15 protein-coding genes are annotated in these 17,692 nt (G+C 44.5%); 5 read left to right on the top strand and 10 right to left on the bottom strand.

Annotation, left to right across the window (positions count from 1 at the left end; genetic code table 11):
* Positions 1-31: 31 nt before the first annotated feature.
* From H8K55_RS11850 to H8K55_RS11835, 4 genes are all read right to left on the bottom strand, one after another.
* A complete protein-coding gene (locus tag H8K55_RS11850) occupies positions 32-1,018 on the bottom strand; it encodes a beta-ketoacyl-ACP synthase III (protein ID WP_186942282.1) in 987 nt (328 codons plus the stop codon).
* Between the two features lie 15 nt (positions 1,019-1,033).
* Positions 1,034-2,101 carry a phosphate acyltransferase PlsX gene (plsX, locus tag H8K55_RS11845; RefSeq protein ID WP_186942281.1) on the bottom strand — a complete coding sequence of 356 codons (1,068 nt, stop codon included), beginning with the start codon at positions 2,099-2,101 and terminating at the stop codon, positions 1,034-1,036.
* A 197-nt stretch (positions 2,102-2,298) separates the two neighbouring features.
* Positions 2,299-2,481, bottom strand: a complete 183-nt coding sequence (gene rpmF / locus H8K55_RS11840) for a 50S ribosomal protein L32 (protein ID WP_162018712.1) — start codon at positions 2,479-2,481, stop codon at positions 2,299-2,301.
* 149 nt (positions 2,482-2,630) lie between these two features.
* A complete protein-coding gene (locus tag H8K55_RS11835) occupies positions 2,631-3,164 on the bottom strand; it encodes a YceD family protein (protein WP_186942280.1) in 534 nt (177 codons plus the stop codon).
* Between the two features lie 146 nt (positions 3,165-3,310).
* Between H8K55_RS11835 and H8K55_RS11830 the strand changes: the two genes are divergently transcribed.
* From H8K55_RS11830 to H8K55_RS11820, 3 genes are all read left to right on the top strand, one after another.
* Positions 3,311-3,931 (top strand): Maf family nucleotide pyrophosphatase, encoded by a 621-nt coding sequence (locus tag H8K55_RS11830; protein WP_186942279.1) that lies wholly within the window; start codon positions 3,311-3,313, stop codon positions 3,929-3,931.
* 54 nt (positions 3,932-3,985) lie between these two features.
* Complete coding sequence (locus tag H8K55_RS11825) at positions 3,986-4,735, top strand: SAM-dependent methyltransferase (RefSeq protein WP_186942278.1); 750 nt, start codon at positions 3,986-3,988, stop codon at positions 4,733-4,735.
* A 394-nt stretch (positions 4,736-5,129) separates the two neighbouring features.
* Positions 5,130-7,268 carry a hypothetical protein gene (locus H8K55_RS11820; RefSeq protein ID WP_186942277.1) on the top strand — a complete coding sequence of 713 codons (2,139 nt, stop codon included), beginning with the start codon at positions 5,130-5,132 and terminating at the stop codon, positions 7,266-7,268.
* A gap of 113 nt (positions 7,269-7,381) precedes the next feature.
* Here H8K55_RS11820 and H8K55_RS11815 read toward each other — a convergent pair whose 3' ends face one another.
* From H8K55_RS11815 to H8K55_RS11795, 5 genes are all read right to left on the bottom strand, one after another.
* Positions 7,382-8,635, bottom strand: a complete 1,254-nt coding sequence (locus tag H8K55_RS11815) for a hypothetical protein (protein WP_186942276.1) — start codon at positions 8,633-8,635, stop codon at positions 7,382-7,384.
* Positions 8,636-8,649: 14 nt separating this feature from the next.
* The gene (locus H8K55_RS11810; protein WP_186942275.1) at positions 8,650-9,423 is read right to left on the bottom strand and encodes a hypothetical protein; all 774 of its coding nucleotides are present in this window, start codon (positions 9,421-9,423) and stop codon (positions 8,650-8,652) included.
* Between the two features lie 100 nt (positions 9,424-9,523).
* A complete protein-coding gene (locus H8K55_RS11805) occupies positions 9,524-10,117 on the bottom strand; it encodes a hypothetical protein (RefSeq protein ID WP_186942274.1) in 594 nt (197 codons plus the stop codon).
* The gene (locus H8K55_RS11800; RefSeq protein ID WP_186942273.1) at positions 10,114-10,392 is read right to left on the bottom strand and encodes a DnaJ domain-containing protein; all 279 of its coding nucleotides are present in this window, start codon (positions 10,390-10,392) and stop codon (positions 10,114-10,116) included. The genes H8K55_RS11805 and H8K55_RS11800 overlap by 4 nt, the downstream gene beginning before the upstream one ends.
* A 250-nt stretch (positions 10,393-10,642) precedes the next feature.
* Entirely contained in the window at positions 10,643-11,125 is a 483-nt protein-coding gene (locus tag H8K55_RS11795; RefSeq protein WP_186942272.1) for an FKBP-type peptidyl-prolyl cis-trans isomerase, read from the bottom strand.
* A gap of 438 nt (positions 11,126-11,563) precedes the next feature.
* On the opposite strand from H8K55_RS11795, the gene H8K55_RS11790 reads away from it, so the two are divergent.
* Complete coding sequence (locus H8K55_RS11790) at positions 11,564-12,808, top strand: nitronate monooxygenase (RefSeq protein WP_186942271.1); 1,245 nt, start codon at positions 11,564-11,566, stop codon at positions 12,806-12,808.
* Between the two features lie 156 nt (positions 12,809-12,964).
* Here H8K55_RS11790 and serS read toward each other — a convergent pair whose 3' ends face one another.
* Entirely contained in the window at positions 12,965-14,260 is a 1,296-nt protein-coding gene (gene serS / locus H8K55_RS11785; protein ID WP_186942270.1) for a serine--tRNA ligase, read from the bottom strand.
* A gap of 1,176 nt (positions 14,261-15,436) precedes the next feature.
* On the opposite strand from serS, the gene rpoD reads away from it, so the two are divergent.
* The gene (rpoD, locus tag H8K55_RS11780; protein ID WP_408057973.1) at positions 15,437-17,617 is read left to right on the top strand and encodes an RNA polymerase sigma factor RpoD; all 2,181 of its coding nucleotides are present in this window, start codon (positions 15,437-15,439) and stop codon (positions 17,615-17,617) included.
* Positions 17,618-17,692 lie beyond the last annotated feature (75 nt).

Genomic DNA, 17,692 nt, shown 5'->3' with positions numbered 1-17,692 from the left:
TTTTTAAATGAAAACAACAATGCCATCAGCATTACATCTTGACCAAAGCGGCACCCCACGTGAAGCCTCCGCCAACGCCTTCCAACATCACAATCTGACCTTTTTTGACGCGACCATCACGCACTGCCGCATCCAAAGCAAGCGGGATCGAAGCAGCCGAAGTATTGCCATGCTGATCCACAGTCACAACTACTTTTTCCAAAGGCAGTTTCAATTTTTTTGCAGTACTTTGCATGATACGAATATTTGCCTGATGCGGAATCAACCAGTCGATTTGACTCGCGTCCATGCCAGCGATTTCCAATGCTTCGTTAGCGACTTTTTCCAGTACGTTGACAGCCAATTTAAAAACTGCCTGACCATCCATATACAGGAAAGCACTACCAGCAATCACGCCAGCGTTAACACTTCCGGGCACACACAAAATATGTCCATGACTACCATCGGCGTGCAACTTTGTCGCCAATACACCCGGTTCTTCTGATCGTTCCATGATGATCGCACCGGCACCATCACCGAACAACACACAGGTAGTGCGATCTTCAAAATTGAGAATGCGCGAAAACACTTCGGAACCGATGATTAAAGCTTTTTTATGCGAGCCAGATTTGATCATGCTATCAGCCATCGCCATCGCATAAATAAATCCACTACATACAGCCTGGACATCCACAGCCGCAGCACCGTTAGTGATGCCCAATTTGTTTTGAACGACACAAGCCGTGCTTGGGAAGCCGCCAAAAAAATCTGGCGTCGAGGTGGCCAAAATAATCAGGTCAATATCATTCGCTTGCAAATTAGCCGCCTCAAGCGCGCGCTTTGCAGCCTCAACCGCCATATCACTGGAGGTGACGTTCGACTCGGCATAATGACGCGCCGAAATACCGCTGCGCGACACGATCCATTCATCAGAAGTTTCAATTCCTTTTGCAGCCAACTGCGCTGCCAATTCGTGATTTGTTACTTTTCTCGGTGGCAGGTAGCTTCCTGTGCCTATAATTTTGCTATAGAAAGTCATGCGTCTTTATCTGTATTATTGTTCAGTCGAACCGGAACTAGTTGTACTTGCCTCTGCGGGCACTGGCATTAATTCCGCCAAGGATGTTGTGATGCGCGCAAGCACATCATTTTTTACTGCATCAAATGCGCGTTGAATCGCCCATTCGTAACTATATTTATCTGCACCACCGTGGCTCTTAATGACAACACCACGCAAGCCCAATAAGCTGCCGCCGTTGTAATTAGATGGATTCATCGTTTTGGAGATTTGCTTTAAAGCGCCCCGCCCTATCAATGCACCTAGCATATTCAAGGGATTACTCTTAAATGCATCCGTCATCGTCGTTTTGACGAAACGTCCCAAACCTTCCACTGCTTTCAACGTCACGTTACCGACAAAACCATCACAGACAACAATGTCGGTCGTTCCTTTAAAAATATCATTGCCTTCAACGTTACCGTAGAAATTCAAAAGGCCGCGCTCATGATCTGCACGTAATAATTGTGCAGTACGTTTTACGACGTCATTACCCTTAATATCCTCTTCACCCACATTCAACAAACCTACCGTAGGACGTGGTTTATTCTCAAGTGCTGCGACTAAAGCCGATCCCATAATCGCAAACTGATGCAAGTGCAAAGGCTCACAATCGACATTTGCACCCAAGTCGAGCATATAGGTTGGTTGCTTATTTTGATTTGGCAAAATACTGCAAATTGCGGGACGATCAACTCCCGGCATGGTTTTCAGCACGTAACGCGACACCGCCATCAAAGCTCCGGTATTACCTGCGGAAACACAAGCTTGCGCTAAGCCATCTTTAACTTGCGTTAAAGCGACACGCATAGAAGAATCCTTTTTTCTGCGCAATGCAACTTCGATGGGATCATCCATCTCGACCATTTCACTCGCATGCACGATGGATAATCGTGGATGATTTTGCGCGCCTAGCTTTTTTAGTTCGGACTGCAAAATTGCCTCTTGACCTACCAAAAGAAACTCAACATCCGGTTCGCGCGTCGCAAATGAAACTGCTGCAGCTACAGTGACTGAAGGGCCAAAATCGCCACCCATACAATCAATTGAAATTTTTATTGTCATGTATTTGTTACTATTTTTTCACCCCAAGAGAACTATCTTAACAAGAATGACGCAAAGAATCATCCGTTTTAAGTTCGATGGTGAAAAATGAAAAAGTCAATGAACAAAAACAAAAGACGCTTTTGAACATTTTTCAGAATAAAAAAAAGCGGCGTCAAGTACGAGACTCGCAACGCCGCTTTATCACCAAGAACAAATTACTCGTCGTTCTTAGTTTTCAATACTTTACGACCACGGTAAAAGCCATTTGGGCTGATGTGGTGACGCAGATGTGTTTCACCAGTTGTTGGCTCGATACCTAACTGTGGTGCAGTCAAGAAATCGTGTGAACGGTGCATACCACGTTTGGATGGTGATTTTTTGTTTTGCTGAACGGCCATGATAACTCCTAATACTTCAAAAAATGTTTCTAAAATTTAACACACTTGAATCGACAATCAAATCTTTCTTGCCGCTCAAGAATCCCTAACAATACTTCGACCTGAGTGTTTTTTTCAGAATAATGCCACTAGGTACGCCCACAGACTTCTCATTGCAACTTCTTCAGCACAGCGAATGGAGACACTTTGGTACTTGTGCTCGCTGTATCTAACGCATTTACATCGTTCGCTGCCTCTGATTGATTGAATGAACCAACTACATCAGGGCATACTGCATGTTTGGGCGATTGGGGTATTGCCAGCAACGCCTCATCCTCTATCAATTCCATGACATTGAATGTCTTGCTGCCTACTACTACATCAATCTCGTCATCTTCAAGCATGCCTTCAATTTCATCGGCATGATCATCGTTTTTGGCGAGAATTAATTCTGATTGTGAATCTATTGCGAAATTATACGGCGTTAAGCAACGCTGGCACATCAATTGAAATTGTCCATCTACAATCAGTGTCAATTGAGGAAAACCTAATTGATTCATACTGCCTTGCAAAGACCAGTTCAATACACCATCACCATTCGCGCATTCCACGGCTAAGCGAGGAAAATCGGCAACTTTTGTACTACCTTCACGTTGTTCACGGTGCTGACAAAACGTAAAAGCGTCGATGACAAATGCTTGCATAGGATTTCTAGACCCAGAAAACCTGCGATAATAACAGGATTGCACCTTAATAGTCAAAGCCTTAGCGCATTTAGGCACAGAGGAAAGTAAAAATCTCCTTCAAGTTTCGTAAAAAATTGATTGTTTCATACCAAAAGAAGTTCTCAATGCTTAAAAATTTAGCAAATAATCCTCATCAACAGATCATACTTGCTTCAAGCTCCGCCTACCGCAAAGAGCTACTAGCTCGCCTTTGCTTGCCATTCATTACTATCAGCCCCGAAATCGATGAAAACCCAAAGGCTATGGAAAGTCCCGACCAAACAGCAATGCGACTAGCACAGGAGAAAGCGGAAGAAATCGCCTTGCAATATCCCGAAGCGATCATCATTGGTTCAGATCAAGTTGCCACTTTAGAGGGAATGCAAATAGGAAAGCCGGGCAATCACGTCCGCGCTTTACAACAACTGCAAGCCATGCGCGGAAAGACCGTCATTTTTCATACCGCTCTGTGTGTGATCAGTAAGCTGCCACAGACCCAAAATTACGCTACGCAATTGCAAAACTGCCAAACCATTGTGCGCTTTCGCGACCTCAGTGACATAGAACTCGATGCTTACCTGCACATAGAAAAACCCTATGATTGCGCCGGCAGTGCAAAAAATGAAGGCTTGGGAATTGCGCTCCTGGAATCAATAGAAAATGATGATCCAACTGCACTCACGGGCTTGCCTCTGATTGCCTTGACCACCATGCTTCGCAATCTCGGTGTCAAATTTTTTGCCTAGATTCAGTGCAATTTCAAATTCCAACTAAAACAAATCAAAATTCAGGATATTTTTATGAGCGGAACTCTCTATCTAATTCCAAACACTTTGGGACAATCAGATACGACACAAACAAATGTATTGACACATATTATCCCAGAGACCGTACAAGCGATGAGCGCCCAATTGCATCACTTTGTTGCTGAAAATGCGAAGACCACTCGTGCATACTTAAAACTACTCGGTCAATATCATCCTCTTGCAAAACCTATGCAAGAATTGCAGATTGCAGAATTAAACGTCAATACGCCGAATGACGCTCTTCAGGCTTTGCTTCAACCACTACTTGATGGAAACGATGTTGGATTGATTTCAGAAGCGGGGGTACCTGCAGTGGCGGATCCTGGTGCTAATTTGGTACGCCTGGCGCATCAGCACCATATTAAGGTACGCCCTTTGGTTGGCCCTTCGTCTTTACTACTCGCATTAATGGGCAGCGGATTAAATGGGCAAAGTTTTGCTTTTCACGGCTATTTACCGACCGATGCCGCTGCGCGCGCCAAACGCGTGAAAGAACTGGAAGACCGATCTCGCAAAGAAAAACAAACGCAACTCTTGATAGAAACACCCTACCGCAATACTGCCATGCTTGAAGCTCTCGCTAGCACATGCACTCCGCACACACTAATCTGCGTTGCGACCGACCTCACGTTAGAGACTGAGTCGATACAGACCAAAACAGCGGCGGAATGGAAGAAAAAAATCTTATCCAATGCCGGGCCAGATTTTCACAAAAAACCGACTGTTTTTCTATTTCTGGCATAGTTAAAATTTCCGAAAAAGATTTCAAGAATGAATAAGAGAAGATGCATATTCTCTTATTCAACTCTGCCAAGCATTTCCCACCTCTCGCCTCCACACTTTTCGATATAGACCTCAAAGTGTTCAACTCCATCGGTCAAACATCAGAACTCCTTTCAGATCAAAATATCAAAATGAAATCTCCTCCAAACATTTCTTTTGAAAAATTAATTTCATCATATTGAACAAAAGTTTCGTCAATTTGTATTATCGAGTGTTGTTTATAGCGACTTTTGACGTCTATTTTCAGACAAAAAATGCAACTATACTTCTTAAGCGTTATCCGAAATACAAGGCCACAAAGAGCCTGCGGAAGCGCATCAGAAAGCAACATAACTATTCTTAGGGAGACAAAACAATGCAGCATCCAGCACGCAACATCTTAGCCTCACTTCTGGCCTTAACATTTGCTCAAGGCGCCTATGCCGCGGACAAAGTAACAAAAGATAACATCACATTCTTTAACGGTTTAAAGGTCGCATCAGCGACTGAAGTACTGCGTCAAAATGCCGAAGAATACGGCCTGCCCGCCAACCTGAACAATCTCGTTTTAACCAAGGTTCAAGACTCCTTGCTTGGCAAGCACTACTACTATCAACAAATGCTGCGTGGTCTGCCAGTTGACCGCGCGGAGATCATTGTTTCCATTAGTAAAAATGGCGAGTTACTGAAAATCTTCAATGAAACCAAGCACATCTCCGAAAAAATGGAGGCAAATGCAATCAATCAATTATTTGTACAGAAAAAAATGTCCCCTAATGAAGCTTTAAACAAAGCTTGGGGCAATATGAAAGTTCAACATCCGCTGGTTGCAAATCCTTCCAATCAAATGGTCTGGGTTCCTACAAAAGATGGTGTGCAATTAGCACATAAAGTCAATATCGCTGCACAAATGCCAACCGGTGGCTTCGTACAATATATTAACGCTCATAACGGCGAGCTATTGGATTCATATTCAACATCATTACCGCGCGTTGGCAAAAACTCTGACCGCCAATTAGCTAGCCGAAGCTTACTTGTAGGTCAAAGCATTAACCTACAGCAGGCATTGCAAGAATTAGGCGCAAAAGGAATTGCACCATCTAGTACAACTGGCGCTGCCAATACAGTTACTACTGTCGCCTCAGGCATCAATGGTTCTGGCCTGGTATTTGATCCTGATCCACGTACCGTACTCAATACTGATGCATTGACTGATACCTCGGCCGCCAGCGCATTTGATGCTGCTTACAGCACAAAAACTTTACGTGATTTAACGGTTAGTGGCGGCGTATACAGCTTATCCGGCCCTTACATCAACATTAAAAATATTGAAGCACCAAACACCGCGCCAAGCACAACCGCCAACGGTGTATGGACAGCAAAGCGTGGCAACAATGCTTTTGACGATACCAATGTTTACTTCCATATCGATCAAAATCAACGCTACATTCAGACTTTAGGATTCACTGGAACAAAATCCATCATCAATCGTCCGTTGAATGTTGATACGGATGGCGTGAACGGCGACGACAATTCCCACTACAGCGGTGGCTCCAATGACTATTTGGCTTTTGGCCACGGCTGTGTGAACGATTCTGAAGACGCGGATGTGATCTTGCATGAATATGGTCACGGCATTCAAGCCAATATCAACTCTGGCTGGAGTGGCGGCGATACCGGTGGCATGGGCGAAGGTTTCGGCGATTACTGGGCTGCGTCTTACTCATACAGCACACCAAATGGAAAAACTTATCATCCAGAATGGGCATTTAGCTGGGATGGTCATGGCGCATGCTGGGGTGGACGTATGCTCAATCGCACCGACGCAAAATACAATAGCAGCAAAACCTACGGTGCACATCAATCAGTTACTGAAGGTAGCGCGACATTCCAATCAGATGAATTGTGGTCTACACCACTGTTCCAATCACTTGTTTCATTGGTCGCCGCGGGTAAACCTAGAGATAACGTCGATAAAATTATTTTGGAAGCGCATTTCGGCTTAGGCTCCAACATTAAGATGCCAGCTATGGCTACTGCGATTGTGAATGCCGCGACTAGTTTGTTCCCATCAGATCCTACTTACGCGAACACTTTCAAAGCAAAGTTTGAAGCACAAAATATCCTTTCAACATCCGTTCCACCTGGCACGACGATCAGCGAAACGGAAAGCAACAACACCACAGCAACAGCCAATAATATCGCAACAGCGAATACCTTGGTCAATGCCACGATGAGTGCAAAAACAGATGTGGATTATTTCAAAGTCAGCATTCCAGCTGGAAAAACATTAACACTGACAATGAAACCGAATGCAACTTCAGACTACGATTTGGAACTGTATAGCAGCACCGGTACAAAAATCACTTCTAGCACCAATGGCACAGGGGCGACTGATACGATTAGCAATGCCAACACGGGCACTACTGCAAAAGTTGTTTATGCAAAAGTGATCTACTATGCTGGCGGAACTGGCGCAACCAATGGCAAATACACTTTGCAAGCTGCTTGGTAAGTTTAGTATATTGATTCGTTGTGATTTATTGTGATTTGTTGTGATTAATACTGCTGCCAACATACATGATGTTGGCAGCAGTTTTTTTATGCGTTTTTCACTACCACAACAGCTTACTTTTTCATCGCTTTTTCTATGTGGCAGTTTTCCTGCAAGAATCGCAAAGCGCCGCTGTAATTCGTATCCCAATCATCAAGCAAATAGGTTTGCGCTTCCTCCGCAAACTCTTGCCAATCTTCCAGCAAACCTTCTTGCTTTTCATGCGGGGCAGTTGTCTTAATCCATGCTATCGTTTTCTGGCTATCCAAGCCCTGCTCACGAATTTTTTTCACAATAGACTTTGCTGTTTTTTCAGGCAAACTAGTCTTAGCAGGTACATCCATTGCGATGCATAGAAACAAAGTCAATAAAGAATCGATATCTGTCTTACCTTTGGTAAGTTTAGACCACTCTTTCGACACCAAAGCATCATAATCTGAAGTATCTTCAATTTCGTGCGCACAAATAAAATAGCGCTCTTTGAGTTCAAAGACTAAGCGATCTAAAGAATTTTTTGCATCTACAATCAATGGCAAATCACGTTTCAAAATCTCATCAAGAATTTGCAAACTCAGCTCATGAAATTTCTCTGGAATATCGTCTGCAACGATCAAAGCCTGTGCTTTTTCAACGTCAAAAATCGCACTCTTTTTACCCTTGGTTTTAGATTTTGCTTGTGTGCGAAATGCTTCGATGATCATCGCAAATTCAATTTGATTTTCTATCGGCGCATCACCTTCATCCATCAAGCGCTTTAAGATCGCCGTGCGGACAACAGCATTTGCCTCAACATCTTCTTCTTGCAATTCGGTCTGCGTCAAATCCATGCCACGACCAAACCACAAACCAGCCTCAATTTCTAAGGCATTATTTTTTCTATGTGCTAATAAATTTCTATACTCTTGCGGCTTTTCTTTCAAAGACCAAACCTCAAGAAACTCTTCTATCGGCGTTTTTTGCTCGCGCCCTAACAAGGCATATTCAGGTAGTGCATGGAGCGCCTTGAGCAAACCAGAGCCGCCACGAGACAGCGTCAAAAAGGTGTTATCGCGAATTAATTTCGCAGCGATATCTAAATCTCCCTGAGACGTTTCTAGCAAGTACAAACTCGCGAGATTCACGATACGCTTGCGTGCCGTTTCTATCTCAGGGCGCAAGTATTTACTGCCAAAAGTATCGGCGATTTGCACCAATCCCTTGGGCGCTTCGGCTTCTATCGCTTCAATTTTAGCGCGCGTAATGATGGCAAAGCGCAATCCATGACGCAACGCCGTTTCAAAAAACGGCCGGTCGTCGTAAAGTGCAATTGCTTGTAGTGTTTCAGACATAATGACTCTATCGCTTACAAAGCAGATTCTTCATCGTCGTCATCATCGCCGTCATCGTTGTTTTTCTTCGGCGCTCCAGCGTCTTCATCTTCACTTTCTTCCGTTGCGACTGTTTCAGCAAATTCATCGTTTTGCAGATTACGCAAATACACTTGATAGCGGGCACGCAATTTCATCAACACTTCACGGAAAATTTCTGGCAATTCGTAGCGCAGCAAATACGTTACTTCCATCCAGTCATGATCTTCCACACTGGCTCTATCAATGGCTGAAGCACGCGTTTCTGTGTCACGCGTGAGACTCAGGAGGTCATCATCTATTGCCTGGGTTTTATTGTCATCGCCATACTCATACAAATCAAAGGTCGCATAACGATAAAAGTGTTCCACCATTTGGGTACGATCTTGCAAATAATCTGCGAGTGCATCATAACCACCTTCGACTTCTGCAATCTCATATAGAAATTCGGCCGCATCCGCACCATCGCGAAAAATCACAGAATTGATCATGCCGCGCAATTGTTCATGCGTAAGATCTGCGTAACGCTTCTCCAACACAACCGCTTGCGCGAATTGTTCTGGGGTCACCAATAAATTTACTAAAGACTCTTTAGATGCGTCGTATTCGCGAATAATCGCCAATAAATCTTTCGCTGGGAATTCATCTAATGCCGCAACCAATGCCTGGTCGCCTTCTGTTTCAGCCAATGTCGCCAATGCATGCTCAGCGCCTGCGATGTCACCAACTTGAATTAAATGCTGCGCTTCTACCAGAGCTGGAAGATTCATTTTTTATTCCTTCTGTCTTAATTTTTTTGTCGAAATTCTATGTGAATATCTACTCAGATAGAAATCAAACTGACTTGAATTACTGAGCGATCTAGGGATCTCAGTCCTTACGATCAAATCCTTGTTCCGCTAACCAATCTGCGCCAGCTTCTTCCAGATCAACATCGTCACCATCATCGCCATCGTCGCGACCATGGCGTCCATAATTACCATCCAGATCGCCATTTTCATGCAGGTCTGCATCGCCATCGTGATCTTGCTCTTCAGCATCGTCCTCAGCACTACTCACAGCAGAAGCGCGCGTATGATGACTACGACTCAGGTATTCGAGACATGCAGCCGTCACCATGAACGTATCACCAGCCTCTTCGGCCAATACCATCTGCGCCATTTTTTCTGCCCATGGCTCCAACTTCACCGCGCCAGATAAACTCTTCCAGCTCGGCAATTTATTCGCCTCCTTCGATGCCAATGCTTCGAAATTCAATGGATTCATGAACAAAAACGCATCATGAAATGCCGGTGCTAACATTTCAGGATTACTTGCCATCATTGGCAACAAGAAGCTCAACTGCTCACGTTTTTCCTTCAGGCGATGACGCATGACGTCTTTTCCCTCAGAATCAGAACGCAAATCATCTAACTCTGCCTTATAGGCCAACATCAATTCTTGAAAATAGCGTGAAAATTTCACTGCAGTACTCCTGACAAATAATTTTTCCAAATTTCGGTCGCGGTTTCTAACGGCGACTCTAACAAATTACGACGACGGTTTTCATCGTAGGAAGCACGGGCGCCCTCATCTGAGAGCACGTCATAGGCTTCTTTTACGGCATGAAATTTGACTGGTGCTAACTCCGAGCTGTTGCGGTCGGGGTGAAATTCAGCCGCCTTGACCCGATAAGCTTTTTTGATATCGGCCAACGACGCATTGGTCGCTACGCCCAGAATAAAGTAATAGTCTTTCATGTCTCATCTATTCACAATGAAAGTCACTCGAGTAACAGCTCGTGTTTTCTCTCCAAACAAACACTACTGTCAAATTGAACTGCAGAAAATCGATATGAAACGTTCAGCAAACAAAGCGAGTCGACATTGAGCAAACTCTCGTCCCACGGAATATGTCATTTACAAGGCAATTACAAGACACAAGGTTTCAAGCACATCATACGCATGAGCGCATTGAAATATGGTGGTGCCCGTAGTATCCAACAACTACTTAGTCGTGATGATGACCATGCTCGCCATGAACGTGTCCATGTGCAATTTCTTCTTCCGTGGCAGTACGAACCGATAATATTTCAGCGTCAAATCGCAATTTCATACCTGCTAAAGGATGATTTCCATCAACAGTCACTAATCCGGCATCGATCGCGGTCACACGAAATTGGGCAGCTTCGCCCGTCTCAGGATCTCGTGTTTCAAACATCATGCCAACTTCAAGATCTGGTGGAAATAATCCCACGTCTTCTTCATGCACCAGACTTGGATCAATTTCACCGAATGCCTCATCTGCTTCCATCGTAACGGTAATGGTTTTACCGGCGACCTGACCATCTAAGGCTGCTTCCACAGCAGGCAAGATATTGTCATAGCCACCATGTAAATACACGATAGGATCATGATTTTTGTCGATGATATTGCCTTGTTCATCGAACATGGTGTAGTTCAATGTGACTACGGAATCTTGAGAAATTTGCATAGAAAATAAATTAAAAAATAATAAACCGGTGAGAATTGCGGTGACGTACAGTCGAATACTGTTTCACCAAAGTGTGCATTGTAACAGAGCGTGAGCCGCTCTTCCCTAGCAAAAATTACGCAGCAAAACTGATCTGCATTAAAGAAAAGCCCAGAAAACCTTAATAATCTTGGGTTTTTCAATCATGACAAGCCCAAAAAAGAGCACCTAGGGTAGAATTGCGCTTGTAGAAATTTTGCAGTGCCGTGCAGCGTCGAGTTAAGGATAAATAAAAAGCACGATTAGAAATCGAATTCTAGTTAAGAATCTCAACAAAGATACCTTTATCAACGAAACTGCATAAAACAGCATAAATACCAGACAGTGCGCAAATCAGTAGCTTAAGAAAAATAAATGCGCCGCGACATAATTTAAATACCAAGTTGTCCAAGGAAAACAATGAAACGTGTAGATGATTTTCGCCTGCGTCTAGGCAAACATGAACTTGTCCCGATTATGATCGGCGGCATGGGCGTGGATATTTCAACCGCAGAATTAGCTTTAGTTGCAGCACGTTTAAATGGTATCGGGCACATTTCCGACGCCTTGGTTCATGACGTTTCTGATCGCCGTTTCGATACGAGTTTCATCAAAGATAAAACCAAACTCTACAAATACAACATCAACAATTCTGACAAAACAGATATCAAATTTGATTTAGATTTATTGGCAGAAGCGACGAAGCTCCATATAGGTCGCACCATGGAAGCCAAGCAAGGTGACGGTATGATTTTCGTCAACTGCATGGAAAAACTGACCATGAATGGCCCACGTGACACCTTACGTGTGCGCTTAGCGTCCGCCTTGGATGCAGGAATTGATGGAATCACCTTAAGCGCCGGCTTACACTTGGGCTCCTTTGGTCTGATGGAAGATCATCCGCGCTTCCGCGATGCGAAGTTAGGAATTATCGTTTCCTCAGTACGTGCCCTGCAATTATTCTTGCGCAAAAATGCCAAGCTGAATCGCTTACCTGATTACGTGATTGTAGAAGGGCCGCTGGCTGGTGGTCACTTAGGATTCGGCCTGGATTGGGCAAAATACGATTTGCACACGATTGTTGCGGAAGTTCTGCAATATTTGAAAGATGAAAATCTGGCGATACCGGTGATCGCAGCGGGCGGCATTTTCACTGGCAGCGATGCCGTTTCTTTTTTAGAAGCTGGCGCGGGAGGCGTGCAGGTGGCGACTCGTTTTACAGTCACCAAAGAGTGCGGCTTACCGGACGACGTCAAGCAAGAATATTTTAAAGCGCAAGAAGAGCAAATCATCGTGAATACGATCTCTCCGACTGGCTACCCGATGCGCATGTTAAATAATACGCCTGCAATCGGTTCGAATATTCGACCTGGCTGCGAAGCTTACGGTTACTTGTTAGATGGCAATGGCAATTGCTCGTATATTGATGCCTATAACCGCGAAGTGGAAGCAAATCCTGACAGTAAAGATTTTAAAGTCATGGACAAAACCTGCTTGTGCACACACATGCGCAACTTCAAATGCTGGACTTGTGGTCAAACAACCTATCGACTCAAAGATACGGCTCGCCAATTGCCTGATGGTAGTTATGAATTATTAACTGCTGAACACGTCTTCCGCGACTATCAATTTAGCGTCAATAACGAAGTTGCATTGCCAGCCTAATCGGCAAACTTGGCAAGCGTTGCAAATTGCCAGACCACAAAAAACCCCATCATCTTGATGGGTTTTTTATTTCAAGCTTACTTTTCAAACTTATTTTCAAACTTATTTTCAAAGCTTAATATTCAAGCTGAATATTTTTCAGCCCATTTCTAGCACTTAAGCCTTAGGCAACAAACGCTCAATACCGCCCATATACGGACGCAAAGCCTCAGGTACGATTACACTACCATCTTCTTGCTGATAGTTCTCCAGCACCGCCACCAGCGTTCTACCAACGGCTAGTGCAGAACCATTCAAGGTATGTACGAATTCAGTCTTACCCTGCGCATTACGGAAGCGTGCTTGCATACGACGCGCTTGGAATGCGCCCATATTCGAAATAGATGAGATTTCGCGATAGGTATTTTGCGCAGGTAACCACACTTCTAAATCATAAGTTTTCGCAGCGCCAAAACCCATATCGCCAGTACACAAACTCATCACACGATATGGCAAACCAAGTTTTTGCAAAATCATTTCAGCGTGTCCAACCATCTGCTCTAAGGCTTCAAATGATTGTTCTGGATGAGCGATTTGCACCAACTCTACTTTATCGAACTGATGCTGACGTATCATGCCGCGCGTATCACGACCATAACTACCAGCTTCAGAGCGGAAGCACGGTGTATGCGCCGTCATTTTCAGTGGCAAACTTTCCAAAGGAAGAATTTCATCACGCACTGTATTGGTCAACGTCACCTCTGCGGTAGGGATCAGATACAGTGATTCACCTTCACCATCTTGGCCGCCTTTTTTTACCGCAAATAAATCTTCTTCAAATTTAGGTAATTGCCCCGTCCCACGCATGGAATCCGCGTTCACCATATATGGCGTGTAATGTTCGGTGTAGCCGTTTTCCATGGTTTGCGTATCTAACATGAACTGTGCCAGAGCGCGATGCAGGCGTGCGATTCCACCCTTTAACACGGCAAAACGTGAGCCAGTCAATTTCACCGCCACATCAAATTCCAAGCCTAAATTAGCACCGACATCAACGTGATCTTTTACAGTAAATGAAAAGCTCGCTGGCGTGCCGAAAGTACGAACAACGACGTTGCCCGCCTCATCCGTCCCAACGGGCACAGATTCATCCGGCAAATTAGGAATCGTCAGCATAAAATTGCTTAACGCATTCTGCACTTCTCCAAGGCGCACTTCAGAAGCTTTAAGTTCATCCGCGATTGCCGCAACTTCGGCCATGACCGCAGACGCATCTTCGCCTTTGCCCTTTAACATACCAACTTGCTTGGACAAGGAGTTACGCTTCCCTTGCAATTCTTCGGTACGCATTTGAATCTGTTTGCGCTCATTTTCCCAAGTAGAAAAAGTCGACACATCTAGCACAAATTTACGCGTTGCTAAACGCGCAGCAACGGCGTCGATGTCTTTACGGAGTAGTTGAATATCAATCATGATCTAAGAAAAAAAGTAGTGAACTGTGAATCCAACTTCTATGCTCCATACAGATGAATCAAACTCATCTTTGAGCATCTCACACGACACTTAGATTGTTGCGCGATAGAAGTTACGACGACACATGCAAAACACGTATTGTAACAAGGCTCATGCATTTCCTCTATGATTTCATTTTGAATCGCCTACGCAAATACAATATAGACGAATTGAGTTCACAAGATCGCACAGAAAATCGCAGAGAATTTATAAGAAAATTATTGTTCCTTGCGTTTTTCCCAATGTTTCTACAAAAGCTGAGTAAAAATTAGACGAAACTCTTCAAACAAAATGTCGGTAATACTTGTCAAGAACAGGTAAGCCGTGGATAATCCCGACCTCGCATAAAAATACGCAAAAAAAAATCAATTTAATACTCTCGCCCGCAATCGCGGGTTTTTTATTTAATTGATCAGTGAGTGTCTATTGAGCTTTGAAATACTTTGAAGTTTATTCAAAGATTGTTACTCGATTCGAACACTGTACTTGCCAGGTTTCATACTTTTGCTTTTGTTGTTGCCATCCAAATTTGATTGGCATTTGTTGTCGCACTTGATTTGTTACATGAAAAACAGCTTAACACCATCCGAATCGCACAATAGCACTACGACTGTCGCTCCAGCTTCCAAGACACTCAAATTAGGCAAACCTCTCTCCATTTCAAAATCCAAGGCTCCTGCAGTTCTGGCAGAAACGCGGACTTTTGCTATGCCGGTACTGACTGAGTCACCAGAATTAGACTCCGGTGAGGTTATCAAGACGCAAGTTCAATCCGTCACTGTCGTCACAAAACGACGTTCGCGCTTGGCGGTGGTCAGCAACACGGAAAGTACTGACACTGAAAATACCAGCACTGACAATACTGAAGTCAAAGCTATAGATAACCCAGAGTCTAACGTGGAAAGCGTAGGTAGTAATGCGGTCGCTGACATCAATCAAAATGACACAGTGACAGAGATTAGTTCAGCCGCCCTCGCCACATCTGAACCAAGCACACCAACTGAGATTGAATCGTCTATCGACATTGGTAACGAATACGACAATATGTTATCGAATGTGCCAACAGGCCCAGCGCCGGTCATCAAAGTCAAGAAAAAGAAAATCATCGCAAAACTAGTCGACTCGGATGTAAGCGAAGTGACTGACTTGGTTCCTGCGCCCGCAGTAGCAAGCACAGCGAACATAACGAATACAGAGTTGCCAGCGCAAGAAAAAACTGTCGCCAAAGCACGCATCGCAAAAGCACCGATCGTCAGCACAGTCACAACGACTAGCAGTGCTGAAGTTGATACTTCCGCGTATGCATTCCCGACGGTAAAAGAAGCGGCGCGTCGTGGTCGCAAGCCCTCTTCTCCTCAAATTTATAATGAAGAGATTCACGCATTTAATGCCCTGGAATCAGCAGAATTAAAACGTGCAGCGCGCGTTAAGTCTGGCAAGGTCAGCACCAGCACCGCCAGCAAAGAACAATTAGAAGAATACCGCCAGCGCTTAACTAAGTTGATTCAACTCGGTAAAGATCGTAGCTATTTAACCCACGCAGAAATCAACGATCATTTGCCTGAAAATGTCGATGATCCAGAAATGATTCAGGGCATCATCAGCACCCTCAATGACGTCGGTATTGCCGTTTACGATCAAGCCCCAGACGCAACGATGTTACTATTGTCTGACAATGTCGCAACATCCGTCAGTGACGACGATGCTGAAGCCACTGCAGCGGTCGCATTGTCTACCGTCGATTCCGACTTTGGTCGCACCACCGATCCTGTCCGTATGTATATGCGTGAAATGGGTGGCGCAGAATTATTGACGCGCAGCGGCGAAATTGAAATCGCCAAACGTATCGAGTCTGGCTTAAAAGATATGCTGCAAGCAATTTCAGCTTGTCCATCTGTCATTCAAGAGGTTTTGATCACCGCTGAAAAAGTGAAATCAGATGACGTCATTATTGATGACATCATCGACGGTTTCCACGTTCCTGACAGCTTAGATATTCCTGCGCCAGCCATTTTGGCGAATGCAGAAGATGATGAAGATGAGGACGACGATGACGAAGGTGGAGCAGCAGAAAGCAGCAACACCTTAAGCGCAGAACAACTAGCGCAAATGAAGGCCACAGCCTTAGAGAAATTCGCGGCGATCAAAACAAGTTTTGACGACATGTTTGCGCAAATTGAGAAAAATGCGTATCAATCGCCAAGCTATCAAGACGCACAAGAAAACGTCGCCAAAGAAATGGAAAGCATCCGTTTCAGCGTTAAGACAACAGAAAAATGGTGCGACATTTTGCGTAAGCAAATGACAGAATTACGCCAGACTGAAAAACGCATGCTGGAATTATTGGTAGATCGTTGTGGTATGCCACGCGCCTACTTCATTAATCATTTCATGAAAAATGCAACCAATCGCGATTGGTTAGAGCAAGAAATGGAATCGCGTGAAGCCTATGGCGCCGTACTTAAACGTCACATTCACGCAGCGCGCGAACTACAAGGCCGTCTCATTGTACTTGAGCAAACCGCCAAAGTTCCGCTGACAGATTTACGTGCGATTCATAAAAAAATGATCTCGGCGGAAAAACGTACGCGCGATGCGAAAGCGGCAATGACCGAGGCCAATCTGCGTTTGGTGATTTCCATCGCGAAGAAATACATTAATCGCGGCATGCAGTTCCTGGACTTAATTCAGGAAGGCAATATTGGTTTGCTTAAGGCAGTCGATAAGTTTGAGTATCGTCGTGGTTACAAGTTTTCGACTTACGCAACATGGTGGATACGCCAAGCGATTTCCCGCGCGATCGCGGATCAGGCACGTACGATCCGGGTGCCTGTGCACATGATAGAAACTATCAACAAACTCAATCGGATTAAGCGTCAATGCTTGCAACAAAATGGTACTGAGCCCGACCCGGCTTTGATAGCGGAGAAAATGGACTTACCAGAAATCAAAGTCCGTGAAATTTTAAAGATCGCCAAAGAACCTGTATCACTTGATGTGCCTATCGGTGACGATGGCGATTCTCAATTGGGTGACTTCATCGAAGACAACATCACGCTGTCTCCTATGCAGGCCGCAATGCAAGCTTCCGTGCAAGGCAAACTGAAAGAAATTTTAGATGCTTTAAGCCCACGTGAAGCGAAAGTTTTGCGCATGCGTTTTGGCTTGGAAATGGCAAGCGATCATACTTTGGAAGAAGTCGGCAATCAATTCGACGTGACACGTGAGCGGATTCGTCAGATCGAAGCGAAAGCAATGAAAAAACTGCGTCATCCATCTCGCCTCGAGCAATTAAAGAGCTTGCTGGAAAATAGCTGATACAAGTAGATTTCAGCGAACTCTTTACTGCATTGATCCTTCTATTTACGCTATTACGACAATAGAAGGATCAAT

This window comes from Affinundibacterium flavidum (assembly GCF_014284175.1).
GTDB classification, from domain to species: Bacteria; Pseudomonadota; Gammaproteobacteria; order Burkholderiales; family Burkholderiaceae_D; genus Undibacterium; species Undibacterium flavidum.
Note: the sequence above shows the minus strand (reverse complement) of the source record. Positions and strands in the feature narration are given on the sequence as shown.